Raw genomic sequence first — 23,254 nt, 5'->3', positions numbered from 1 at the left:
ATTATGAAAAAACCTGAATTGCTTGTTACACCGCAATCAGTGGACCATGTAAAAGCACTTTTACAGGCTGGAGCAGATGCTTTTGTCATTGGTGAACAACAATTTGGTCTTCGTCTAGCAGGGGAATTTTCTGTTAGTGAAGTGGAAGAAGCTACAAAGTTGATTCATGCAGCGGGTAAAAAGGTTTATGTTGCGGTAAATGCACTATTCCATAATGAAAAAATGGATGCGCTTGCCGAATATTTAAAAGAAATGCAACGTATTGGTGTTGACCGTTTAATTTATGGGGATCCAGCAGTATTAATCATCCGTCGTGAACAAGGTGTTACAATACCGCTACACTGGAATCCAGAAACGACTGCAACGAACTGGTTTACAGCAAATTATTGGGGGAAACGCGGAGCAACTCGAACAGTACTTTCACGAGAACTTTCTTTAGATGAAGTGCTAGAAATTAAAAAAAATGTAGAAATAGAGGTCGAGGTTCAAGTACATGGAATGACATGTATGTTCCAATCAAAACGCCCATTACTAGGCCATTATTTCTTATATCAAGATAAAGCAATGGAAATTGAAAATCGTAAGGAAAATCGCAATATGTTCCTTCATGATGATGAGCGTAATAATAAATATCCAATTTATGAAGATGCTAACGGTACGCATATTTTCAGTCCGAATGATATGTGTATTATTGATGAGCTTGGCGAATTATTCGAAGGTGGCATAGATGCATTAAAAATTGAAGGTGTTCTTCAAACATCAGATTATGTAGTCACAGTAACAGAAGCTTATCGTCAAGCAATTGACACATATTTTGACGAATCAGAAGATGCGTATGAAGATATTAAAGATGATTTACTAGCTAAAATTGAAGAAATTCAGCCTGCCATCAGACCTCTTGATACTGGCTTTATCTTCAAGGAAACAGTTTACTAGGAGGTGGCAAGAACATGGCATTAGCATTAGAACAAAATGACAAAATTCGTGAGAATGTAGACGGGAAACGTGTCATTACAAAAAAACCAGAGCTACTTGCCCCTGCAGGTAGTTTAGAAAAATTAAAAGTAGCAGTTCATTATGGAGCAGATGCTGTATTTATCGGTGGACAAGAGTTCGGTTTACGTTCAAACGCAGATAACTTCTCAATTGAACAAATGCGCGAAGGTGTTGAATTCGCCAATAAATATGGTGCGAAAATCTATGTTACGACAAATATTTTCGCCCATAATGAAAATATGGATGGCTTAGAGCAGTATTTAAAAGATATTGAATCTGCAGGTGTTACAGGCATTATTGTAGCGGATCCACTGATCATTGAAACTTGCCGTACAGCTGCACCAAAGCTTGAAATTCATCTTTCTACACAGCAATCTTTATCAAACTGGAAGGCTGTCCAGTATTGGAAAGAAGAAGGCTTACATCGTGTAGTATTAGCACGTGAAGTAGGCGGCGAAGAAATGAAGCTGATGAAGGAAAAAGTCGATATTGAAATTGAAGCTTTCGTTCATGGAGCGATGTGTATCGCTTATTCTGGTCGCTGTGTACTTTCAAATCATATGACTGCTCGTGACTCTAACCGTGGTGGTTGCTGTCAATCTTGTCGCTGGGACTATGATTTATATGAGCTAGAGGCTGGCGAAGAAAAGGCACTTTTCGATGATAATCACGCACCTTTCGCAATGAGTCCGAAAGACTTAAAGCTAATTGAAGCAATTCCACATATGATTGAGCTTGGTATTGATTCATTAAAAGTAGAAGGCCGTATGAAATCGATTCACTATGTTGCTACAGTTGTTTCAGTGTACCGCAAAGTGATTGACGCTTATTGTGCGGACCCTGACAATTTCAAAATTAAACGTGAATGGCTTGAGGAATTAGACAAATGTGCTAACCGTGACACTGCAGAAGCATTCTTCCACGATGCACCTGGTCACGAGGAGCAAATGTTTGGTGTACATGGCCGTAAAACAACTTATGAGTTTGCTGGTTTAATTTTAGAGCATGACCCAGAAACGAAAATGGTAACAATGCAACAACGTAACTATTTTAAACCTGGCGATGAGGTAGAATTCTTTGGACCGGAAATCGAAAATTTCCGTCTTACAATGGGTGAAATTTGGGATGAGGATGGCAATAGCTTAGATGCTGCACGTCACCCACTACAAATTGTTAAATTTAAATGTGATACACCATTAAAACCACATAACATGATGCGAAAGGGGAATATTTAATGGCAGCAAAGCGTCCAGTCGTCATCGGAATCGCTGGTGGCTCGTGCTCGGGAAAGACGAGTGTGACCCGTGCTATTTATGATGTTTTTCGCGATCATTCAGTAGTTGTTATTGAACAAGATTTTTATTATAAAGATCAAAGTCATTTAACGTTTGAGGAGCGTTTAGGTACAAACTATGACCATCCGTTAGCGTTTGATAATGATTTGTTAATTGAACACATAAAAAAATTATTGGTCCGTCAACCAATTGAAAAGCCAGTATATGATTATGTGCAGCATACAAGAGCTCAAGAAGTTATTCATGTAGAGCCTGTAGATGTTATTATACTTGAAGGTATTTTGGTGTTAGAAGATGCAGATTTACGTGATTTAATGGATATTAAATTATTTGTAGATACGGACTCAGATTTACGTATTATTCGTCGTATAATGCGTGATATAAAAGAGCGTGGACGTACAACAGATTCTGTAATCGACCAATATTTATCGGCAGTGCGTCCAATGCATAATTTATTTATTGAACCGACGAAACGTTATGCTGATATTATTATTCCTGAAGGCGGGGACAATGAGGTTGCAATTGATTTAATGGTAACTAAGATTAAAACTATCCTTGAAACCGACAACGTATTGTAATAAGATAGAGTGGTATTGACAATATTTACATGCATATCTGTACATATTTCAGAAAGGCATGCATACTATTAGGTCAAAGCGTAATTTGAAACCGTTTAAAAATAATAAAATTCGATTAAGTGAATCCTACTAGGCACTTAATCGAGTTTTATGTTTTTATATTGACGAAAACAAGGAGTGAAGAACTTTGGCAAACGAAAAACAGTACCCAATGACAGCTGAAGGTAAAAGAAAATTAGAAGAAGAATTAGTGAAATTAGAAACGGAAACACGTAAGGAAATCGTAGAACGTATTAAAATCGCTCGTGATTTCGGGGATCTTTCTGAAAACGCTGAGTATGACTCTGCAAAAGAAGAACAAGCCTTTTTAGAAGGTCGAATTTCTACATTAAAATCAATGATTCGTAACGCAGTTATTATTTCTGAGGATGAAACAGACAACAGTGTAGTATCACTAGGGAAAACGGTTACATTTGTAGAAGTAATTAATGGAAAACCATCAACTGATGAGGAATCGTATACAATTGTTGGTTCGGCTGAGGCAGATCCAATGGAATTCCGTATTTCAAATGAATCACCAATTGCTAAAGGCTTGCTAGGTCGTGCTGAAGGCGAAGAGGTTGTCGTACAAACACCTGGTGGAGAAATGAAAGTTAAAATTATTTCAATAAAATAATTTTGTACAAGCAGTTAGCTTTCTTTATAAAAGAGAGCTAGCTGCTTTTATCTTATTCAGCACAATGTATTGTATCTACAGCACCGCCAAGGCGATACTGTTCTTGATTCTATCATCTATGTGAGTTTTTACACTTCTTTTAGCAAAAGGCATTTGTAGCGACAGATACAGGAGTATCCCACTTTTATAGGTTGTGAGATGAATGCGGAGTATTGTAGCAATTTAACTGTGCGAATGCGAAGCGACAACAACATATGACTGAATAACCAACGTCGTGTTGGCATAAAGCCGATTCTGTACACAATTACGCCGTTGCATAATTGATTCAATAGCCAAAATCCAATAAATACCTTAAGAGGTCTTTGGTTTTGTCTATGATATAATAGGAGCACAATTATTTTGCAAGTGCTGTTGAACTTGATAAAATATTGGCTAGAGAGGGGGAGACTTCATGAGTGAACGAAAAACTCGAAGCAGTCGTCATTTGCAGCCATCTCATAATAAAAAGCTAGATAAACTATTGAATGTATTAATTGGTATTGTCGTGATATTAATTATTATAGTAGCCACATTTGTGTTTAAATGGCAGGATGATGCAGGGCAAGTTGAGAAAGACGAGCCAATACAGGAGCAGAAGAACGATAAAGAAGACGTGAAGGAAGAGCCTTCTAAAGAGAAAAATAATGATGTAACTGCTAAAGAGGAAACAGAGGGAGAGCCTACAGATGAAACTCAAACATCTGAACAGGATACTACTACTGAAACCACGTCCGACAACCCAATTGTTGATAAGGTTGTAACCAATAAAAGCTGGAAGCCTACACCTACAACACAAACAGGTCAGCATGTGTCTTCTTACGATGATAAATCTGTAGACTGGGCTGAAAAGGTGGCCACAGTTACAGCCGCTACTGGCATCGAAAAGGACAATATGATTATTTGGCGTATACAAAATAACGGTGGCGCTAATTCGGCTATTGCAACAGTTTCAACTAATGATAAGACACAAATGTACCGTGTCAGCATGGAATGGGTCGACAACGAAGGCTGGTTACCAGTCAAACTTGAGCAACTAAATACATTAAATGGTGCCTATTGACGAAAGTAACTCGTTTGATTATTTTTAACTTATATCAGCAGATGTACAAACATCCGCTGATATAAGTTAAAGCCTCCGGCGGATGTCACGGTAATCGGAAAGGAGTTCTTTGTGCAAGCACAAAGCCGATTCCCGGACGCAATTATGCCGAGGCATAATTGATTTGAAGTGCATAAAGAAGGGAAGTAACGAAGATATGAAAATCGCAGTAATCGGGGCAATGGAAGAAGAAGTAGAGCTTTTACGAGCATCTATAGAGAATGCAAAAAGCACAACAATTGCAGGAAGTGAATATACAACAGGAACTTACAAAGGGAACGAGGTAGTTTTATTAAAAAGCGGTATTGGTAAAGTGAATGCTGCAATGTCAACTACTATTCTATTACATGAATTCAAACCTGATGTGGTCATTAATACGGGTTCTGCAGGAGGCTATGATGAAAAGCTTGAAGTAGGCGCAATCGTTATTTCAGATGAAGTCCGTCATCATGATGTAGATGTAACGATTTTCGGTTATGAAATGGGGCAAATGGCAGGTATGCCAGCAGCTTATAAATCAGATGAAAAACTTATGAAAGTAGCTGAAGAGGCAGTAGAGGCTGTTGGAGAGCACCAATATGGTATTGGTTTAATTTGTTCAGGTGATGCTTTTATGAATGATCCTGTTCGTGTAGAAGCAGTCCGTCGCCATTTCCCGCAAATGAAGGCAGTAGAGATGGAAGCAGCAGCAGTTGCACAAGTATGTTACCAATTTGGTACTCCGTTTGTTGTTATTCGTGCTTTATCAGATATTGCTGGAAAAGAATCGAATATTAGCTTCGATGAGTTTTTACCAGTAGCTGCAAAGCATTCAACACAAATAGTACTAAAAGCTATCGAATCGTTATAAAGTCTATTATCCCACTGAGTATTAGTTTTCACCAATCTGCGGAATAAACTACACAAAAAAGTCAAAATGAGTGCCTTTTAGTGTGAGAAAAATCACAGTTTAAAAGTCGCACGAATGCTAAACTGTTGTTAATGAAATCTCTTCATATTCAGATGGGAGGCATGCATAATGCTATTTTTAACAGCAGGTGTAGTCATTATAACAATGTTACTCGGTACACTTATTTCAGCAGAACTTTCAGAATCTGTTGAAATTCATTAAGAGAAAAAGCTCTCTTGCGACATTTTAATGACGCAAGAGGGCTTTCTTTATTTTAGCAAATGTTTTCGTAGCGAAAACGAAACGTCAGCTACAAATGTCTTCTTTTGTACCGATAAAAATACAAGATTCATTGTGGAATATTGTCATAGATTTATTGAATTATTATTATTATCAATTTACAATATATTACTCAATAATTTTTTGATCTCGTTTATATAATTGATAGAGTTTAATAAGTGCTCGCTTTTCAATGCGTGATACATAGCTACGAGAAATATTTAAACGTGCAGCGATTTCCTTTTGTGTGAGTGCATCCTGCTGGTTAAGACCATAGCGAAGTGTAACGATTTCGAGCTCACGTTCATCGAGCATATGCAAATAGTGATATAGTTGTGCAACATGCTCTTTATGTTCAATTTTTTCTGTTGCACTTTCTTCATCGCATTGTAAGAGATCTCGAATTTGTAGGGCGTTACCATCCTTATCTGTACCGATTGGCTCAAATAAGGAAACATCTTTTTGTACTTTTTTCTGTGTACGCAGATGCATTAAAATTTCATTTTCGATACAGCGGGCGGCATAAGTGGCAAGACGAGTTTTTTTGTCAGGCGTATAACTTTCTACGGCTTTCATCAGACCAATCGTACCGATGGAAATATAATCATCAAGTTGTTCATGCTTTGGGTGGAATTTTTTCACAACGTGTGCGACAAGTCTCATATTACGTTCAATTAGGTCAAGACGCGCTTGCTCATCACCGCCTAAAAATCGTTCAATACAAGCAGCTTCCTCTTCTTTTGAAAAGGGTTTATGGAAAGTTTGCCCCTTTAAATAGCCAAGTAATGCTGGGATCTCAAGCCATAACTGCAACATAGATGTAAAAATTCCGCTCATTGAATGATTTCATCCTTTCCCCATTTTTCGACAGTATATGTTTTAAAGCTGTGTTAAATGAAAAAAAGTGCAACAGCAAATGTGCTGTTACACTTTTTTTAACGTGATTGTACTAATCATTAGTAATGCTAGTATAGGGAATAAGAAAAGATAAAATACTGGGTGGAACGTATTAGATGCGAAATACGTTAAAGTTAAGACTGTACCTGCCGCAGTAATCGGTAGCCCTGTAAAATAGCCGTTTGCATCTGAAATGTTGAAGCGAGCTAATCTCATCGCACCGCAGACGATATATAGTACTGTCATTGTCATACCGACAAAACCAAAGTCGACTAAGACAACTTTATACATTAATAATGCAGGTGCCACACCAAATGATATAATATCACTCATAGAATCTAATTGTTTGCCTAAATCAGACACTTGTCCAAGTGCTCTAGCCACCTTCCCGTCATAGCGATCAAGAAGGGCTGCGATAAAGATAAACAAGACACTGTAGCTATAGTATTCGTGTAGTGTAGCCATTATGGCCGCGCCGCCGAAGGACATATTACTGATTGTGATAAAATTTGCTGCTTGCGATTTCATTTTCTTAACCGTGGTATCCACCAACTTGTGATAAAAAAACAAGGGGGATCACTCCTTTGCACTTAAGATATTGTACCATTATACTTCGAATGCGAAAAAATTGACAGTCTAAATTAATCGATAGGGGTTTTGTTTTATGAAAGAAAAACTATATCAACGCTTAATTGAATTAACAAACGGAAAGCAATCTTCCCATCTTTTGCAATCTATTGCAAAAGCAAAGTGGAGTAAACGTATTATCCCTAGTTACATGAAAGTATACGATATTAAACTTGAAGAGGTTGCGAAAAAACAACAACAATTTTCAAGTTTACATGACTTTTTTACAAGAGAGCTTTTAGAAGATGCACGTCCAATTGAACAAAATCCTAGTACTTATGTGAGTCCAGTGGATGCCAAAGTAGAATCATTTGGGCGTATCGAATGGGATATGACATTTCTTGTAAAGGGTAAACCTTATTCATTACAAGATTTACTTGGCAATACAGAACGTGCTTCACAATATGCAGATGGGCATTTTATCGTGTTTTACTTGAGTCCGGCAGATTATCACCGAATTCATAGCCCGATTGATGGAGAGGTGCTACGACAGTATACACTTGGTCAAAAATCCTATCCTGTTAATCAGCTCGGTCTTACATACGGTAAAAAGCCAATATCGCACAATTATCGTTCGGTAACGGAGCTGACAGTGGCAAATAAACAACAGATAGCGTTTATTAAAGTTGGTGCTACCTTTGTAAACTCTATTGTGCTCACTAATACAACAACTCAGTGGCATAAGGGTCAAGAAGTCGGATATTTTTCATTTGGCTCTACAGTAGTTATGCTGTTTGAAAAGGATGCAATAGAATTTACGGAAAATGTTGTACAAGGAAGCCCAATTCAAATGGGTGAAGCCTTCGCAAATATGCTATAATGGTCGAATAATACGTTTAGATTAGGGGTCGCTATTTTGTATAATTTTTTATTACCAAATGAATTTGTCACGAGTATTTATGAAATTACACCGGAAAAGCTTCAAAACTTAGGTATTAAAGGGATTATTACGGATTTAGATAATACGCTTGTGGAATGGGACCGTGCAGATGCAACGGAAGAGCTTATTATTTGGCTTCGTATTATGAAAGAATCTGGCATTCGTGTTATTATTGCGTCGAATAACAAAGAAGCGCGTGTTAAGCAGTTTGCTGAGCCATTAGGTATTCCTTATATTCATAAGGCAAGAAAGCCACTTCGTAATGCCTTTTATAGCGCCATTATTCAATTGGGGCTACGACCGCAGGAAGTAGTAATGGTAGGAGACCAACTACTAACAGATGTAATGGGCGCAAATCGTCTAGGCTTGCATACGGTACTAGTAAAGCCGGTTGCACAATCAGATGGGCTCGTAACAAAATTCAATCGATTTATTGAACGCCGTGTGTTCAATACTTTAAAACGAAAAGGAATCAGTACTTGGGAGGAAAAAGAATGAACGAAATGCCAAATTGTATTGGCTGTGGTACAACAATTCAAACAGAAGATAAAACAGCAGTTGGGTATGCACCCCCATCATCATTAGAAAAAGACGTGGTCATTTGCCAACGTTGCTTCCGTTTGAAAAATTATAATGAAATTCAACCAGTGTCATTAACAGATGACGACTTTTTACGTATTTTAAACGGTCTTGGAACTCAGCAAGGCTTAATCGTAAAAATTGTTGATATATTCGACTTCAACGGGAGCTGGCTACCAGGACTGCACCGCTTCGTAGGAAAAAATCCAGTGTTATTAATCGCCAATAAAGCCGATTTATTACCGAAATCTGTGAAACCGAAAAAAGTGATTAATTGGTTAAAACGAGAAGCGAAGGCTCTAGGTCTACAACCTATTGATGTACTTTTAGTAAGTGCTCATAAAGGAAAAGGGATGGCTGAAGCGATGGAAGCCATTGATGAGTACCGAAATGGACAAAATGTTTACGTTGTAGGCTGTACAAATGTTGGGAAATCCACGTTCATTAATCGCATTATCAAGCAGGCTACGGGTGAAGGTGAAGTAATTACAACTTCTCATTTCCCAGGTACAACTTTAGATATGATTGAAATTCCACTAGATGATGGTAGCTCATTATATGATACACCAGGAATTATTAATCATCATCAGATGGCACACCATATTGACGCTAGCGAATTAAAATATATTATGCCTAAAAAAGAAATAAAACCAAAAGTATATCAACAAAATGCAGGACAAACATTATTTATTGGTGCCCTTGCTCGTTTTGACTTTATTCAAGGAGATCGTTCCGCATTTACGGTTCATGTGGCAAATGACTTACCAATTCACCGTACAAAGCTTGAGAAGGCAGATACATTGTATGCAGAACATAAGGGTGAGTTGCTTGCACCTCCAACTGTTGAATTTATAGAACAACTACCGCCATTAGTGCGTCATGAGTTCTCAATCAAAGAAGCGAAAACAGATGTTGTATTCTCAGGTCTTGGGTGGATTACTGTACAGCATGCTGATGTAGTTGTAGCAGCTTATGCACCAAAGGGTGTACAAGTTTCAATTCGCCCATCACTAATTTAAGTTGTACAAGTAGAGAAGAGGGACTAGGAAATGAAGAAATGGTTTGCGGTTATTGGTGATCCGATCGAGCATTCAAAATCCCCAGCGATGCATAATGCTTGGTTCGAGGAACTGTCGATAGATGCAACGTATATTCCGATTCGTGTATCTTCTGAAAGTTTGGAGTCAGCGGTTGCTGGTCTAAAAACATTAGGTGCAAGTGGTTGGAATGTTACAATTCCACATAAAACAGCGATCATTCCTTATTTAGATGAGTTAGATGAGTTGGCAGAAAAAATGGGAGCTGTCAATACGGTTGTCCGTACAAAAGAAGGAAAATTAAAGGGATACAATACAGACGGTGTTGGTTTTGTGCGCTCGCTTGAAGAGGCTGTTGGCAAGTCACATAAAGACAAGCCAGTTCTTCTGATTGGTGCGGGCGGTGCTGCTCGTGGCATTGCTTTTGCTATGCAGCAGCAAGGTTATACGAATTTAACCATTGCCAATCGCACAGTGGCAAACGCAAAGGCAATTGTCGATGAAATGGGTATAGGTAATGCTATTTCTCTAGCAGATGCAGAAGAATCATTAGCTGATTTCGGCATTTTAGTGCAAATGACATCGGCTGGCCTTGCTACGGGCAATTTTTCAATGCCATTTTCATTAGTACGACTTGCAGAAGGCGCAATTGTGGCCGATATTGTGTATAATCCATTAATGACGCCTTTTTTAAAAGCGGCTGATGAAAAAGGAGCAACCGTCGTTGCGGGTCTTGGAATGTTTGTTCATCAAGGGGCTATTGCTTTTGAGCATTGGCTTGGTGAATACCCGAATACAAATTCAGTGATTGCCCAACTAAAGGTGCAATTAGGAGGATATTAATTTTTATGTTAACAGGTAAACAAAAACGTTTTTTACGTGCAGAAGCACATCATTTAACACCAATTTTCCAAGTAGGAAAAGGCGGCGTTAATGACGAAATGACAAAGCAAATTCGTGAAGCATTAGAAGTAAGAGAGTTGATTAAGGTACGTATTTTAGATAACTGTGAAGAAGACAAGCATGAAGTGGCAGAAGCACTTGCTAAAGGTGCTCATGCAGAGCTTGTACAATTAATTGGACTAACAGTTGTTTTATATAAAGAGTCACGTAATAATAAAAAGCTTGCATTACCAAAAGTAACGAAATAAGGTGAAACGATGAAAAAGGTCGGTTTACTGGGAGGTACATTTAATCCACCACATATTGGACATTTAATGATGGCTAATGAAGTACTTCATGCTTTAGATCTTGATGAAGTTCGCTTTATGCCCAATGCGCTACCACCACATAAGTTTGCACGTCATGATGCTAGTGATGTGGAGCGCCTTGAAATGGTAAGGCGTGCAATAAGTCCATATCCGTATTTTTCTGTGGAGTCGTATGAGGTGGATAAGGGTGGCGTATCCTATTCATATAAGACACTTTCTGCGATGTGTATAAGAGAGCCTAATGTGAAATTTTACTTTATCATTGGCGGCGACATGATTGATTCGCTTCATACATGGTACTGTATTGATGAATTAGTGAAGCTTGTGCAATTTGTAGGAGTAAAGCGTCCAGGAACAGAGGCCACAACAGAGTATCCTATACTAATGGTGGAAGCTCCCCAAATCGATTTATCGTCCACACTGCTTCGTGAACGCCTTGCTACTGGAGGAACGGTTACTTTTTTACTGCCAGAAGCAGTAGAGACGTTCATACGAGAGGAAGGTCTTTATGGAACGCGAACAGTATCTAGCGGCGATTAAGCCACGCATGCCTGAGAAGCGCTATATTCATACCATTGGTGTAATGGAAACTGCCATTGAGCTAGCAAAATTTTATGGTGAGGATGAAAAAAAGGCTGAAATTGCAGCCATCCTTCACGATATTGCGAAATATGCAAATATTGAATGGATGGAGCAAATCATCCTTGCTGAAAAATTAGATGCTCGCCTTATTGGCTGGGGTAGTGAATTACTACATGGTCCAGTAGGTGCTTATATTGCAGAAAGCGAATTTGGCATTGTTGATGAGGATATGTTAAATGCTATCCGTTTTCATACAACAGGACGCGTAGGCATGAGCCGTTTAGAAAAAATTATTTTTGTTGCAGATATGATTGAACCGAATCGTAAATTTGATGGTGTTGATCGTCTGCGAAAAAAAGCAAAGAAAAGTTTGGATAAAGTGATGAGCGCTTGTGTACGCCATACATTGGCATTTTTAATTGACACAAAACAACCAATTTATCCATTATCAATAGAATGTTACAACGATATGATAAAAAGAGAGGACAGTGAAGGATGACTTCAACTTTATTACAATCAGCTTACAAAGCAATTGACGACAAACACGGTGAGGATATTGTCGTTTTAAATATGGAGGGCATTTCACTTTTAGCAGATTACTTTATTATTGCCCATGGTAATTCTGACCGCCAAGTGCAAGCCATCGCACGTGAATTACAAGAGGTAGCAGTAAAAGAGGGCTATGAAATTCGTCGTGTAGAAGGTTTCGATGCAGCACGCTGGGTTCTTGTGGATCTTGGAGATGTTGTAGCGCATGTATTCCACAAAGATGAACGTGCTTATTATAATTTAGAACGTCTATGGGGCGATGCACCGCAATTAGACATGCCAGAGGCTTAAGTGTGAGTAGCTACGAACGATTTGCACACGTGTATGACGAGTTGCAAACGGATATCCCTTATGAACGTTATGTAGGATGGGTTTTGCAGTATGCACCGAGCATTCAATACCCAAATCTTTTAGATATCGGCTGCGGTACAGGCGTGCTTAGCCTGTTGTTTGCGCAGGCAGGCTACAGGGTGAGTGGGGTTGATTTATCGGAAAGTATGCTCTCCATTGCTGCAGAGCGCTTTGCTGATGCAGGATTACATGTGCCTCTCTATTGTATGTCGATGGATGAATTAGATGGCTTTGAGGCGCTTGACGTTGTAACGATTGCTATTGATTCGCTGAATTATGTAATGGACGAAAAAGCTGTTTATTCAACATTAGAACGTATTCATGCTGCTTTACGAGATGAAGGCCAACTGTTTTTTGATGTGCATTCGCTATTTAAAATGAATGATATATTTTTAGACGGTCCGTTTACGTATGACGATGGTGACATTAGCTATGTATGGCATACGGAACCTGGCGATTTTGAACACTCCGTCGTCCACCAAATGACGTTTTATGTGCGTGATGCTGCGAGTGATTTGTATGAACGCTTTGACGAAGAGCATAATCAGCGCACGTTCTCAATCGATCAGTATATGGCATGGCTTCAGGCAATTGGCTTTAAACATGTAGAAGTAACAGCTGATTTTACTGATGAAGGTCCTGAATATGAAAGTGAACGCATTTTTATCCGTGCGGTGAAATAGAAGAACAGCTTGCTGGTAAACTGACCAGCGAGCTGTTTTTACTTTCAGGAGTTTATTTTGTTTTCGCAAATAACACTTTTTTTAAAAATATTTCTGTTATCTTACAACCCAAATAAAGGAGCTGAAATTATGTGGCATTTATCATTGCGTGAAAAAAGAATGTATGAAAATGCGATGAAACTATTTATTTACGAATCTGATGAAGAGTGGACAGAGTATCTTGCCTATACAAAGGAAAATGATATTGATCCATATAAGGAAAAGAAGCAAGAGTTAGATGTAATACGCGATAGTTTAATGAACTATTTACCACTGCGATTTCATACATATATTTTAGATAGTACGTTGAATACACCAGATGTTCCTAAACATGTACGAGAAGATTTTTTAGGATGGAGAAATGAACAGGAGCAGCTATTTGAAAATATTCTCGATGCGGCATATGAAGAAAAGCAGAAAACGTTAGTTTATATGAAACCGAAGGAGAGAGAGGTCTTTGAGCAAAGCCTTCATGATGCAACAATAGTTAGTATTCGCCGTAATTCTACTCAAGTAGAATTAATATTTGATATGGCAGGAGGCTTTACTGCAAAATCAATCATCTCTCTAACGTTTAACAATATTTTAAGTGAAGTAGGCCAATTAGAACCAGAGCAGTTTTATATTTATGATGAGCTCAGAAAAACAGCGAATGGAATTGCACTACGTGTTATTTTTGATTGTCCAGAAGAGGAATGGACGATTGAAGCAGAGGAGTTAGATGCTGAATATTATTATCGCCCAAAAACATATAGTGATTTTGCTGAAAACGGTAATTTCTCTACATACGTTCAAACATTGCAGCTAGACCAAGGTTTAATCTTTATTACACCTCAATTAAAAAAACGAGTAATCGGGATTCAGCAACAAGCACCGTTTTTAATTTTAGAAAATAGCAATCTGTATGAAAATGATCAAGGCGTTTTTGTAGATTCAATATGTGTGACAGAAAAATTAGAAGATTGTATTCATTTTTTACATACAGATACATATGAAGACCCGTATGCACATTTTAGTGAGCCAGTACCAATACAGGATTTGGAGGAGGCTGCCCTCGGTACAGATTTAGAGTTAAAGGTTCGTGCATGGAATACGATGTATGCTAATCCAGTACAGCTCGCGGAGAAGATAAATCATATATTAATGCAGATATAACCCGCTCAAGAGGAAGATATGATGCATTATGTGTTTATTCGCCATTTTTACAATGAGGGAATCTTAACGACTGAGCTCCAAGCGAAATTTAATGACATCTTAGCAGAATAACGCATGTAGACAGTAATGCTGAAAAGATGACAAAACTGGTCGAAACCTTAAAAAGTGCGAGAAATCAATTTAGAAACGTTGAGTTCTCGCGCTTTTTTGATGTGAAATTATACGCAAATTATTAGTGCGGCCAGATAGTGTTGCATGAAGGTAGATGTCGATACTTTTCGAAAGTTGGTAGATAAATTAAAAAAGTTGGTCGATAAACAATCAAAAGTTCTCGATAAAATCTCAAAAGTGACGGATAGAACGTCAGAAAATGAGTTCTTCACCAAAATGTTTGAGAAAGCAACACATTGTGCTCACCTCCACATTTTGATGCATGGCGATCTTACTAAAGTCTAGGGTCGACAGGATCACTTTCGAGTGCTAATGTCCCGAGTACACATTCATGAATACGGGCAGTCGATTCACCTTTAACAAAACGTTCTATTCCTTCTAGTCCGAGTGCGAATTCACGCAATGCATGCTTCATTTTTTTACTTGGATTACGTTCCTTCAGTTTCATTAAATGTGAAGGCTCTAAATAGTCCATACCATAAATAATTCGTAAATACTCACGGCCACGTACTTTAATTGCGGGCTGAATGAGCTTGCCATTATATTTTGTGACAAATATTTCAGGTTTAATAACAATACCTTCATGACCAGCAGCAGTCATTTCCTCCCACCAAGTAATGATCTCTTGTTCAGAAGCTTCATCCGTAATGACTTTAAACTCTGTTTCAATAAATAGCGTTGAATTTTTGGCAAATAGTCGATTCATTTCCATATGCCATATATGCGGTTTATGGAAAAACGTTTCCGAACTATGAGCTAATACATGGAAGGGTGCAATTTGAATAGATGAAGCATCCTGCACATCCCAACAATAATTTTTATAAACAGTTGAAAATCGTTGTGCATTTTCAAGTAACCCCTTATACTCCTGAAGCCATTCTGAAACATCGATTTGTACTGTGTCACGTAGTTTATCCATAAGCTTTGTGCGGTCCATTAGTGCTTGCTCAGCAACATGTGCATACTGTTGATCGATTAGTTGTTGCGCTTTTAAGTTCCAAGGTAAAATTTCTGCATCGAGTAGTACGAAATTTGTATTAAACTGTTCGAAATAATTTTTCTCTATTAATTCTGTATGAAGTTGTTGCAAAATTTTTTGTTCCGTCTCTTTATCGAAAAACCGTCTACCTGCTCTAGTTGTAATTATACCAAGTGTTTCTGTATCAACATATTCCTTTGCAATAAGCGCATCTTTAAACAGCAAAAGAACAGCGCGACTGCCCATATGTTTTTTCTCGGCAATCATTGTCTGGACACCGTGCTTTTTATAATAAGCAAATGCCTCAGAAGGGTGTTCCAATGTATCTGCTAACGAAGATGTTTGTGGTGTTGGGCTCATCGTTGGTGGAATATAAACTAGTTGTTCTAACGGCAGTGCATAATGAGAAACACTGTCGATCGCTGCCTTTGCATGAGCACCGCCTATTTGTACATTGTTAAAGTAGGCGGTTTCCACTGTGAATCCTTCTAAAAATGCCCCTATATTTGGTGGTGCAAAACGTTGAGCTTTTGCCTCGAGTAGGGGATTTCGTTCGATACCAGCATAGTTTTTATACGCCTTCACAAACTCAAATGTCTTTTCAGGATAGCGAAAGGCAGTTAGCTGCCCCCCAAAAACAACTCCTTGATCAATATTCAACGTATTATTTTGCTTTAACGGCTGAATTTTAGGATCATGCCCCCAAATAATAAGCTGTGATGTTTGATGCTCTATAAACCAATCATTACGAATAGGTTTTCCAGATTTATCTTGCCCCTGAACATCACCGTAACGACAGAAATCAGAAATTCTTGTCGATTGTTTGCCTATATAACGGTCACGGATACCTGCGTGTGTAACTACAGCTGAAGAAATGCCATTATTCACTAACAAATAGTGAGAGGGAGCAGCAAGTAAACATTTTGCGAAACGAGCTTTTAAGGCATTTGTTTGCTCCGCTCCGTAATCTTCTTCATAAGTGTTAAATTCAGCTTCAACTAGCTCATCCCCATGATGTAATGTTACTTTGCGTCCATCTAACCAACGAGCGATTTTCCAGCCATGATTACTGTCAGTCATATAGGCAAGCCCACGCTCTATATGGCGATCAAAAAAGTCCATCGTTGCGATTGATTTTGGTCCTCGGCTCATAATATCTCCAACTGAAACAAAGCGTCGACCTTGTGGATGAATATAGTAACCTTCCTCATTTTCTTCGTAGCCTAGCTTACCAAGTAATTCGATAAATTCATCAAAGCAGGCATGAATATCACCAATAATATCAAGTCCAGACTCAACATTTAACAGTAGCGTCGACTTTTGTTTTGATAATGTTAGTCCATCTGTCTCTGTTACAATATAGGTTTTAGTAAACGACTCTTTTTTAATAAATCGTTTTTCTGCTTTTAATAAGCGTACCTGCTGTTTAATACGTTTACTACCTCTTGGGTCTTTGCGCAAAGTATCTCGATGTAACAATTCATCAAGAGGAATGTCCAATACAATTGCACTAACAGGGACATGTAGTTTTTTTCCAAGCGAAATATATTTTTGACGTTCCTCTGATTGTAAATGTGTAGCATCAACAAAGGTACATTTATTTAATGAGCTTCTAGCCTCTAATACGCGTTCCATAACTGCAAAGGCTTGTGCTGAAATAGCGAAATATTCATCATATAATAAATCTGTTTCTTCCTTCGAATGATGTTGAAAATCGATATAATCCGTATCTGAAACAAGTGTCCGATAAGCATCAGAGCTAATAATTTCAGAAGGAGAAAGCATATCTGTATTAACCCATTGTTGTAAAAGAGTAGATTTGCCACTATTGGATGGACCAATTAGCAGAACAATCCCTGCATGTGGAATCTTGATGTTCATACATTCTCCTCCTTGTTCGTATAAATGCACATTTGGGTAGGTTGTCCGTAAATATCATGTTGATCGCCGATGCCAGTAAATGAAAGCTCATATTGTTCATTGCGATTCATCGCATGACACCACTCTTGAAATTGTTGGCGTGTCCATTCAAATCGGTGATCATCATGACGCATTTCATCTAATTTGTAAACAGCATTGTATTCAGCATTTGGTGTTGTCACAATTAATGATTTAGGACTATATTGAGTTAAAAGCAACTCCATTATTTTAGGTAATCGTTCCTCATTAATATGTTCAATGACTTCACATAAAACAATGATGTCTTTATGTTGTAATCGAGCATCGTAATAAAATAGCGAGCCCCATGTAGGTTTTGGGGTTACAAATGCATCCTCTAAGCCTTCAAAACGCTTTATTGCTTTTTTCATTGCAGCTTCACTTGGTTCAACCGCAAGCAACTCGTCTATTCCTTTAACATAGGCAAGTAAACTCGAAAGCTTTCCTTCACCAGAACCAAAGTCAACGATTGAAGATTTTCGAGGCAGAATTTTAATGGTTTCAACAATTTTTTCGTAGCGTAATGTATTGAGTGACCGCGTTACATTTTGTGGTGCTGTGTTACCATCATATAAATGGGAGAAGCGTAGAGCTTTTTTATAAATAAATTCTTTCATTGGATGTGTATCTAACCAGCCTTCTCCGTAGCGTTTAAGCTTATCAACTTCCAAGTCATCGATAAAGTAGTGCTTATAATCATCTAAAACGGGGATCAATACAAAGAGATGTTGTAGTGCTTGTTGTAGCATTATGTCTGCAGATAATGTGAGAAAACGCGCGCGATGGTCGTTATTCAAAGCTTCGATCTTTACAGTGTATCCAAGAGGCTGAAACAATTCTTTTATAGCTTCATTTGTCATAGCTGAAGCGATTGGACCGAATTCAAATGAAAATGAAAATGCTTGAGCTACCCATTCAATATATTGTTCTTTTGGTTTGCCATTTAACGCAGTACCTAAAGCAGAACGGATAAGGGATAAAAAAATACTACTAGCGGCGAATTCACGGTCATTAATATAATGTGTAATATCAAGTGCATTGTCATTTTGAACAAGTGCGAGTGCATTTGGTGTAACAAATATTGTCACAACAAGGCTTGTTTCAGAAAGCTCGTGATAAACAAGTCGAACTAAATGATCCTTTACACGCCGTTCATATAAATTATTCGGATTTTTTGATAGTAAGTAGGAGATAGCATTCACATTTTCTCCCTTTGCCTGTATTGTTAGCTGCATATTCTTCCTCCATTCAGTACGCAAAGGCATAATGTGTCTTTTTTATTGTGGCGCATCACCAAAAGTGATAGATGACATTCTAGTCGATCTCCGTTCCGGCTGGACGCTCCTAGGAAAGCTCTCAGCCGGAATGGAGATCAACCACACGTTTTGGTGGTGAGCCTTTATGATTCCAATAATAACATGATTTAACATCATTATGTCAGTGTCATAATAAGCAAAGGGCAGGGATACCTTCGTATTTGTCTTAATAGATAAATTATCTTTTCAACGCATGAATGATATTGTAAGATGAAATAGACTCCATATGATTACCTTTTGCAAAGGAAAGGATGTTAGTTGATGATCCAATCTTTTTGGCAAAAGTATAAAAAAAGTATGTTGATCCCCGGCATACTTGTTATCAGTGGACTTAGTTACTTCTTTTTTTCGAGTTCTGACTCTTCACCTCCCCAAGAAGAGCTCATCGAAACAATCCAACCTATTGAACAACATGAAATAAAAGAATCTGTTGATGAAGCGGTCATACAGCAGGTATTTGTTGATATAAAAGGTGCTGTTATGTATCCTGGTGTTTATGAGTTACAGCCCGATAAACGCATTATAGATGCCGTACAGCTTGCGGGTGGCTATACCCAGGATGCTGATACGCAACTCATTAATCATGCTCAAAAAGTTGAGGATGAGATGGTTATTTACATTCCTCAAAAGGGTGAAAAGCTAGACGAAATTACCTCCTCTATTTTGGAGATGCCTACTAGCGGAACTTCACAAGGCGACAACGGTATAAAAGATCAAAAGGTCAATTTAAATAAAGCAGATGAAGCGATGCTTACGACATTATCAGGTATTGGTCCATCAAAGGCGCAAAGCATTATTTCGTACCGTGAGGAAAATGGTGGCTTTAAAACAATTGAGGATTTAAAAAAAGTGAGCGGCATTGGCGACAAAACATTTGAGAAGCTAAAAGATTTTATTACAGTTAAGTAATGGTAGCAGGCGTGTTGATTAGGAAAAATAGGTTTATTATTGAGCGATAAAAAGATTTTATGTTGCTATTTTGCTAATATATGCTCATTTTTAACTGATTGTAGCATAGGGCTACTCGACTCCCGCGGGAAAGCGAGACAGACGAGACCCTCCACGGAGCGGATGTTTTCTTTGCGAAAGCGAAGCGACAGCAACAAAGCGGAGGAAGCGGCTCGACGCTCGCCCGCAGCGGAAATCAGTGCCTTCTAATTAGAGTGGATAAAAATGGTTAACCAATACATCTGTAATGGCAGTAAGTTTTGAGATATTGACGACTCTTTTCAAAAAGGGCTACACTATAGTAGAAAAGGACTGTTGCAATAAAAGCACAGCGTAAATAATCAATATAAGTAAATTTTCGGAGGTAGTCATATGGAGCGAATTACTTGGGATCAATTTTTCATGGCGCAAAGCCATTTACTCGCATTACGTAGTACATGTACAAGGCTTGCAGTAGGAGCAACTGTCGTTAGAGATAAGCGAATTATTGCAGGTGGCTATAATGGCTCAATTACAGGTGATGAACATTGTATAGAAAATGGTTGCTATGTTGTTGATAACCATTGTGTGCGCACAGTGCATGCTGAAATGAACGCACTACTACAATGTGCTAAATATGGGACGCCTACAAAAGGTGCAGACTTATACGTTACACATTTCCCATGTCTACCATGTACGAAATCTATTATTCAAGCAGGTATTGAACGTGTGTATTACGCTACGGATTATAAAAATAACCCTTATGCACAAGAGTTATTTGAAAAAGCAGGTGTAGAGATAGTACACGTTCCGTTTGATGAACGTAAAATCGACTTCTTAAGCGACGAAAAATTAGCCTTGTACATAGACATGCTAAACGAACTTCGTGAGAGTGGTATGCCAGCAGAAAAATTGCTTCCATATGAACAGAAGGTGAGTTCATTATTTGGCAAAAAACTTTAAAGCATAAATGGATTTACGTAGCACTAGCTGTACTTGTTGCTTCAATAGCGGCACACAAGTCAGCTTGGCTACTTGCCGTTCTTCTACTTTTCGCATTCTGGCTTAAATGGAAAGGTGAAATACGTTTAATTTCAGCGCTTGTGATTGTCTTTGGATTTCTTTCCTATTTCTTCATCGTTACATTCCAACTGACGGATTCTTCCCCTCTACCGTCAACATTCCCTATAACTTGGTCGAGCGAATATAAAATAAATGGTCAAAAGCTCAGAGGCTTTGTAAAAACTGAAACAGATGAGAAGCTATATGTCGTCTATACTTTTTCGTCAGAAGAAGAGAAAAACTTTTATGAAACTATGTCATTGACAGGTAGGACCTATCTAGTTCAAGGAGAACTAATAGCACCCCTTCCACCCGCACATGAGTATGCATTTTCTATGGAAAAATATTTAATCAGTAAAGGTGCTAGGGGAATATATGAAGTTTCAACCTGGACCTTTATAGAAGAGAAAAAATCCATTCGTTCGTTTCTTGCTAAACAGAGACACTATATGAAAAAACATATTGAAATAACATTCCCGAAGTCGCTAGTTGCAGAGGCACAAGCACTTCTAATAGGATTGCAGGATCAAGTCGACCATAATCTTCAAAAAGCCTATCAAAAGCTTGGCATCACACATATATTTGCTATCTCTGGCTTACATGTGGCGTTCGTCTCATGGTTGTTTTTTGAAGGTCTTCTACGTATAGGTGTAAGGAAGGAAATAGCGACCTCAGTGTTACTCATCATCTTACCTATATATGGGGTGATAGCTGGAGGTGCTCCTTCTGTATGGCGAGCAATATCTGTCGTAGAATTAATCATGTTATTGCGGTACTTTCGGTGGCACGTATCTATTGATGATGCACTAGCCATTAGCTTTGCTTGTTTTGTTCTTCTTGAGCCAGGTGTCATTTATCAGATTGGCTTTCAATTGTCATATTTAGCAGCGGTTAGTCTCGTCTATTCAGCTGTCATTTTTAGACGTTTTGCGAACTGGTTAGCCCGCTCATTTTTCATTACATTCGTGTGCCAGCTACTTGTTTATCCATTATTGCTCCATCATTTTTATGAAATTTCTATTTCTTCATTTTTAGCAAATATTATTTTCGTACCACTGTTTTCCTTTGTTATTCTGCCTTTTAATATGACTATGTTTGTTATAACAATACTATCAAAGCCAGTAGCAAAAGCTTTATTTGATGTGTACGAGCCGCTCCGTGTTTGGCTTACGGAGTTTATTTTATATCTACAGGATTTGCCGTTTCAGCTGTGGTCGCCAGGGAAGCCTGCTATATGGCTTATTTGCGTGGCGTTAATAAGTGTCTTAGCAGGCCTCTATTTTATCGAGATAAAACAGTATGATAAATTTGCAGTTGTGATCTTCATTCCTGCATTATGTATTCATTTTTTGCCGATGCTGTTTAGCGAAACTAAACTGACATTTTTAAATGTTGGCCAAGGTGATTGTACAGTTATTGAATTACCGTTTAGAAGGGCTGTGTATGTTATTGATTCAGGTGGCTTACTAAGCTTTGAGCAGCAGGATATATGGAAGACGTCAGAAAGTCCATATGAGGTCGGGAGACAGGTTGTTGTACCGTTTTTGAAAGGAAAAGGGATACGAAACATTGATATTTTTATCGCCACTCATGCGGATGCCGATCACGTAGAGGGCGCTGAAGAGATTTTGCAAGAGATTAACATGCATGAAATTCACCTCACCCCTGGTTCAATGGACAAGGCAGTAATGGGGGATTTACTGATGGAAGCCAAAAAGAAAAGAGTTCCTGTGAAAGAAAAAATGCAGGGAACAGCGTGGCGCATAGGAAACACTAGTTTTCATTATTTATGGCCCCAAGACACTCTTTATGAAGGCAATGACGATTCAATCGTTTTATATATGCAACAGGGCTCATTTCGGGCATTGTTAACGGGTGACTTAGAGGAGCATGGCGAACAGGAGCTTCTTCATCTATACAATAAGCAGTTAGCGGATATGACATTGTTGAAGGCCGGCCACCACGGTAGTAAAACATCAAGTATTGAGCCGTTTGTAGAGCTGTTACGGCCTGAACTAACCATTTTCAGCGCTGGGCTCAATAATCGCTACCGTCATCCACATGAAGAGGTTGTGGAGCGTTTTACAAGTCGACATTTATCTACATTAACAACAGGAATAGATGGGACGATTGAAGTAAGAATTCGTAAAAATAGTTGGTCTGTGCAATAGGAAAAAGACCTTGTCCAATGAGCAAGGTCTTTTTCCTAGACATAAAATTAATTATCTAGATGCTACTTCTACTATAATTGCGATAAGAAACATAAGCGTAAACATTCCAAATGATACACCGAAGCCAACTGCAGAATCGGTTGCATCGTTACGGCGACATTGTATGTTTTTTCCTTCAAATGGATTCATTGTTATCCCTCCAATTCTGTTATTTATTATAAGACATCAATTTCATAAAAGCTATAAAGA

The 23,254-nt window shown here is 38.3% G+C and carries 24 protein-coding genes; 19 read left to right on the top strand and 5 right to left on the bottom strand.

Annotation, left to right across the window (positions count from 1 at the left end; all coding sequences use genetic code 11):
• Positions 1-3 precede the first annotated feature (3 nt).
• From AC3WSO_RS17350 to mtnN, 6 genes are all read left to right on the top strand, one after another.
• Complete coding sequence (locus AC3WSO_RS17350) at positions 4-936, top strand: peptidase U32 family protein (RefSeq protein ID WP_492532547.1); 933 nt, start codon at positions 4-6, stop codon at positions 934-936.
• A 14-nt stretch (positions 937-950) separates the two neighbouring features.
• Entirely contained in the window at positions 951-2,231 is a 1,281-nt protein-coding gene (locus AC3WSO_RS17345) for a peptidase U32 family protein (RefSeq protein ID WP_492532545.1), read from the top strand.
• Positions 2,231-2,869, top strand: a complete 639-nt coding sequence (gene udk, locus AC3WSO_RS17340; RefSeq protein WP_386827614.1) for a uridine kinase — start codon at positions 2,231-2,233, stop codon at positions 2,867-2,869. Before AC3WSO_RS17345 ends, udk begins: the two co-directional genes overlap by 1 nt.
• Before the next feature lie 187 nt (positions 2,870-3,056).
• On the top strand, positions 3,057-3,545 hold the full coding sequence (gene greA / locus AC3WSO_RS17335; RefSeq protein WP_049667741.1) for a transcription elongation factor GreA: 489 nt from the start codon (positions 3,057-3,059) through the stop codon (positions 3,543-3,545).
• A 451-nt stretch (positions 3,546-3,996) separates the two neighbouring features.
• Complete coding sequence (locus AC3WSO_RS17330; RefSeq protein ID WP_492532544.1) at positions 3,997-4,644, top strand: YrrS family protein; 648 nt, start codon at positions 3,997-3,999, stop codon at positions 4,642-4,644.
• A 196-nt stretch (positions 4,645-4,840) separates the two neighbouring features.
• Complete coding sequence (gene mtnN, locus AC3WSO_RS17325) at positions 4,841-5,533, top strand: 5'-methylthioadenosine/S-adenosylhomocysteine nucleosidase (protein WP_079562864.1); 693 nt, start codon at positions 4,841-4,843, stop codon at positions 5,531-5,533.
• Between the two features lie 447 nt (positions 5,534-5,980).
• Here mtnN and sigK read toward each other — a convergent pair whose 3' ends face one another.
• Both sigK and pssA read right to left on the bottom strand, forming a co-directional pair.
• The gene (gene sigK, locus AC3WSO_RS17320; protein ID WP_049667745.1) at positions 5,981-6,688 is read right to left on the bottom strand and encodes an RNA polymerase sporulation sigma factor SigK; all 708 of its coding nucleotides are present in this window, start codon (positions 6,686-6,688) and stop codon (positions 5,981-5,983) included.
• Between the two features lie 87 nt (positions 6,689-6,775).
• Positions 6,776-7,276 (bottom strand): CDP-diacylglycerol--serine O-phosphatidyltransferase, encoded by a 501-nt coding sequence (gene pssA / locus AC3WSO_RS17315; RefSeq protein ID WP_492534403.1) that lies wholly within the window; start codon positions 7,274-7,276, stop codon positions 6,776-6,778.
• A 136-nt stretch (positions 7,277-7,412) separates the two neighbouring features.
• Between pssA and AC3WSO_RS17310 the strand changes: the two genes are divergently transcribed.
• The 10 genes from AC3WSO_RS17310 (at position 7,413) to AC3WSO_RS17265 (ending at position 14,441) form a co-directional block, all read left to right on the top strand.
• Positions 7,413-8,195: a phosphatidylserine decarboxylase gene (locus tag AC3WSO_RS17310; protein WP_492532542.1), complete on the top strand. Its 783-nt coding sequence runs from the start codon at positions 7,413-7,415 to the stop codon at positions 8,193-8,195.
• A 36-nt stretch (positions 8,196-8,231) separates the two neighbouring features.
• Positions 8,232-8,753: a YqeG family HAD IIIA-type phosphatase gene (locus AC3WSO_RS17305; RefSeq protein ID WP_349660068.1), complete on the top strand. Its 522-nt coding sequence runs from the start codon at positions 8,232-8,234 to the stop codon at positions 8,751-8,753.
• Entirely contained in the window at positions 8,750-9,853 is a 1,104-nt protein-coding gene (gene yqeH / locus AC3WSO_RS17300; RefSeq protein ID WP_492532540.1) for a ribosome biogenesis GTPase YqeH, read from the top strand. The genes AC3WSO_RS17305 and yqeH overlap by 4 nt, the downstream gene beginning before the upstream one ends.
• Positions 9,854-9,883: 30 nt before the next feature.
• A complete protein-coding gene (gene aroE, locus AC3WSO_RS17295) occupies positions 9,884-10,714 on the top strand; it encodes a shikimate dehydrogenase (protein ID WP_492532538.1) in 831 nt (276 codons plus the stop codon).
• Between the two features lie 5 nt (positions 10,715-10,719).
• Complete coding sequence (gene yhbY, locus AC3WSO_RS17290; protein ID WP_492532536.1) at positions 10,720-11,022, top strand: ribosome assembly RNA-binding protein YhbY; 303 nt, start codon at positions 10,720-10,722, stop codon at positions 11,020-11,022.
• A gap of 9 nt (positions 11,023-11,031) precedes the next feature.
• Positions 11,032-11,622 carry a nicotinate-nucleotide adenylyltransferase gene (locus AC3WSO_RS17285; RefSeq protein ID WP_492532534.1) on the top strand — a complete coding sequence of 197 codons (591 nt, stop codon included), beginning with the start codon at positions 11,032-11,034 and terminating at the stop codon, positions 11,620-11,622.
• Positions 11,591-12,163 (top strand): bis(5'-nucleosyl)-tetraphosphatase (symmetrical) YqeK, encoded by a 573-nt coding sequence (gene yqeK, locus AC3WSO_RS17280; RefSeq protein ID WP_492532532.1) that lies wholly within the window; start codon positions 11,591-11,593, stop codon positions 12,161-12,163. Before AC3WSO_RS17285 ends, yqeK begins: the two co-directional genes overlap by 32 nt.
• Positions 12,160-12,504, top strand: a complete 345-nt coding sequence (rsfS, locus tag AC3WSO_RS17275; RefSeq protein WP_386827608.1) for a ribosome silencing factor — start codon at positions 12,160-12,162, stop codon at positions 12,502-12,504. The genes yqeK and rsfS overlap by 4 nt, the downstream gene beginning before the upstream one ends.
• Positions 12,505-12,506: 2 nt before the next feature.
• The gene (locus AC3WSO_RS17270; RefSeq protein ID WP_492532530.1) at positions 12,507-13,247 is read left to right on the top strand and encodes a class I SAM-dependent DNA methyltransferase; all 741 of its coding nucleotides are present in this window, start codon (positions 12,507-12,509) and stop codon (positions 13,245-13,247) included.
• Positions 13,248-13,376: 129 nt separating this feature from the next.
• Positions 13,377-14,441: a DUF4085 family protein gene (locus AC3WSO_RS17265; protein WP_492532528.1), complete on the top strand. Its 1,065-nt coding sequence runs from the start codon at positions 13,377-13,379 to the stop codon at positions 14,439-14,441.
• 445 nt (positions 14,442-14,886) lie between these two features.
• Here AC3WSO_RS17265 and AC3WSO_RS17260 read toward each other — a convergent pair whose 3' ends face one another.
• Together AC3WSO_RS17260 and AC3WSO_RS17255 are read right to left on the bottom strand one after the other, a co-directional pair.
• Positions 14,887-17,472: a polynucleotide kinase-phosphatase gene (locus AC3WSO_RS17260; protein WP_492532526.1), complete on the bottom strand. Its 2,586-nt coding sequence runs from the start codon at positions 17,470-17,472 to the stop codon at positions 14,887-14,889.
• On the bottom strand, positions 17,469-18,764 hold the full coding sequence (locus AC3WSO_RS17255) for a methyltransferase domain-containing protein (protein ID WP_492532524.1): 1,296 nt from the start codon (positions 18,762-18,764) through the stop codon (positions 17,469-17,471). Before AC3WSO_RS17255 ends, AC3WSO_RS17260 begins: the two co-directional genes overlap by 4 nt.
• A gap of 342 nt (positions 18,765-19,106) precedes the next feature.
• Here AC3WSO_RS17255 and AC3WSO_RS17250 point away from each other — a divergent pair, with 342 nt between their 5' ends.
• The 3 genes from AC3WSO_RS17250 (at position 19,107) to AC3WSO_RS17240 (ending at position 23,005) form a co-directional block, all read left to right on the top strand.
• Complete coding sequence (locus AC3WSO_RS17250; RefSeq protein ID WP_492532522.1) at positions 19,107-19,754, top strand: helix-hairpin-helix domain-containing protein; 648 nt, start codon at positions 19,107-19,109, stop codon at positions 19,752-19,754.
• Positions 19,755-20,165: 411 nt separating this feature from the next.
• A complete protein-coding gene (locus tag AC3WSO_RS17245; protein ID WP_492532520.1) occupies positions 20,166-20,735 on the top strand; it encodes a ComE operon protein 2 in 570 nt (189 codons plus the stop codon).
• 434 nt (positions 20,736-21,169) lie between these two features.
• Positions 21,170-23,005: a DNA internalization-related competence protein ComEC/Rec2 gene (locus AC3WSO_RS17240; protein ID WP_492532519.1), complete on the top strand. Its 1,836-nt coding sequence runs from the start codon at positions 21,170-21,172 to the stop codon at positions 23,003-23,005.
• Between the two features lie 51 nt (positions 23,006-23,056).
• Here AC3WSO_RS17240 and AC3WSO_RS17235 read toward each other — a convergent pair whose 3' ends face one another.
• Positions 23,057-23,194: a YqzM family protein gene (locus AC3WSO_RS17235; protein WP_492532517.1), complete on the bottom strand. Its 138-nt coding sequence runs from the start codon at positions 23,192-23,194 to the stop codon at positions 23,057-23,059.
• Between the last annotated feature and the right edge of the window lie 60 nt (positions 23,195-23,254).

Source organism: Lysinibacillus sp. EB106-09-02-XG168 (assembly GCF_058791475.1).
The sequence above is the reverse complement of the archived record's forward strand: the minus strand, read 5'-3'. Positions and strand labels throughout refer to the sequence as shown.

Bases quoted from the DNA above. Each gene is read 5' to 3' on its own strand.
- AC3WSO_RS17235 (WP_492532517.1), bottom strand. From the start codon at position 23,194: ATGAATCCATTTGAAGGAAAAAACATACAATGTCGCCGTAACGATGCA.
- AC3WSO_RS17310 (WP_492532542.1), top strand. From the start codon at position 7,413: ATGAAAGAAAAACTATATCAACGCTTAATTGAATTAACAAACGGAAAG.
- sigK (WP_049667745.1), bottom strand. From the start codon at position 6,688: ATGAGCGGAATTTTTACATCTATGTTGCAGTTATGGCTTGAGATCCCA.
- yqeH (WP_492532540.1), top strand. From the start codon at position 8,750: ATGAACGAAATGCCAAATTGTATTGGCTGTGGTACAACAATTCAAACA.
- AC3WSO_RS17265 (WP_492532528.1), top strand. From the start codon at position 13,377: ATGTGGCATTTATCATTGCGTGAAAAAAGAATGTATGAAAATGCGATG.
- AC3WSO_RS17260 (WP_492532526.1), bottom strand. From the start codon at position 17,472: ATGAACATCAAGATTCCACATGCAGGGATTGTTCTGCTAATTGGTCCA.
- AC3WSO_RS17330 (WP_492532544.1), top strand. From the start codon at position 3,997: ATGAGTGAACGAAAAACTCGAAGCAGTCGTCATTTGCAGCCATCTCAT.
- mtnN (WP_079562864.1), top strand. From the start codon at position 4,841: ATGAAAATCGCAGTAATCGGGGCAATGGAAGAAGAAGTAGAGCTTTTA.
- yhbY (WP_492532536.1), top strand. From the start codon at position 10,720: ATGTTAACAGGTAAACAAAAACGTTTTTTACGTGCAGAAGCACATCAT.
- yqeK (WP_492532532.1), top strand. From the start codon at position 11,591: ATGGAACGCGAACAGTATCTAGCGGCGATTAAGCCACGCATGCCTGAG.
- aroE (WP_492532538.1), top strand. From the start codon at position 9,884: ATGAAGAAATGGTTTGCGGTTATTGGTGATCCGATCGAGCATTCAAAA.
- AC3WSO_RS17255 (WP_492532524.1), bottom strand. From the start codon at position 18,764: ATGCAGCTAACAATACAGGCAAAGGGAGAAAATGTGAATGCTATCTCC.
- AC3WSO_RS17240 (WP_492532519.1), top strand. From the start codon at position 21,170: ATGGAAAAATATTTAATCAGTAAAGGTGCTAGGGGAATATATGAAGTT.
- pssA (WP_492534403.1), bottom strand. From the start codon at position 7,276: ATGAAATCGCAAGCAGCAAATTTTATCACAATCAGTAATATGTCCTTC.
- AC3WSO_RS17285 (WP_492532534.1), top strand. From the start codon at position 11,032: ATGAAAAAGGTCGGTTTACTGGGAGGTACATTTAATCCACCACATATT.
- udk (WP_386827614.1), top strand. From the start codon at position 2,231: ATGGCAGCAAAGCGTCCAGTCGTCATCGGAATCGCTGGTGGCTCGTGC.
- AC3WSO_RS17345 (WP_492532545.1), top strand. From the start codon at position 951: ATGGCATTAGCATTAGAACAAAATGACAAAATTCGTGAGAATGTAGAC.
- AC3WSO_RS17245 (WP_492532520.1), top strand. From the start codon at position 20,166: ATGGAGCGAATTACTTGGGATCAATTTTTCATGGCGCAAAGCCATTTA.
- AC3WSO_RS17350 (WP_492532547.1), top strand. From the start codon at position 4: ATGAAAAAACCTGAATTGCTTGTTACACCGCAATCAGTGGACCATGTA.
- rsfS (WP_386827608.1), top strand. From the start codon at position 12,160: ATGACTTCAACTTTATTACAATCAGCTTACAAAGCAATTGACGACAAA.
- AC3WSO_RS17250 (WP_492532522.1), top strand. From the start codon at position 19,107: ATGATCCAATCTTTTTGGCAAAAGTATAAAAAAAGTATGTTGATCCCC.